Annotated in this window: 1 pseudogene; it reads left to right on the top strand. The window is 68.3% G+C overall.

Features of this window, described 5'->3' with window-relative positions:
- Window positions 1–23 precede the first annotated feature (23 nt).
- Window positions 24–281: pseudogene (locus AAEY88_RS13045) on the top strand (hypothetical protein); the annotation flags it as partial.

The raw sequence follows: 281 nt of genomic DNA, 5'->3' as shown, positions 1-281 counted from the left end.
GCAGCTGGGTCGCGCTGGAGCGCATGTTCCAGCGCGCCGGCCTGGGCAAGCCCACCGACCGCCTGGGGTTGTGGTTGAGTGGCTGGGCGGTGGGCATGTTGCTGGGTTACCTGCTGGCCGGCGGGCTGGGCCTGCTGGTGATGCTGACCATGCCGCCGTTGCTGCTGCGGGTGTATATCGCCTGGCGCTACCAACGGCGGGTGCAGCGCATGATCGAACAATTACCGCAACTGCTGGACCACAGCGTGCGCAGCCTCAAGTCCGGGCGCACCCTGGCGGAC

Source organism: Psychrobacter sp. CAL346-MNA-CIBAN-0220, assembly GCF_040309805.1.
Classification (GTDB): domain Bacteria; phylum Pseudomonadota; class Gammaproteobacteria; order Pseudomonadales; family Moraxellaceae; genus Psychrobacter.
This window is presented reverse-complemented; position numbering and strand designations above follow the sequence as displayed.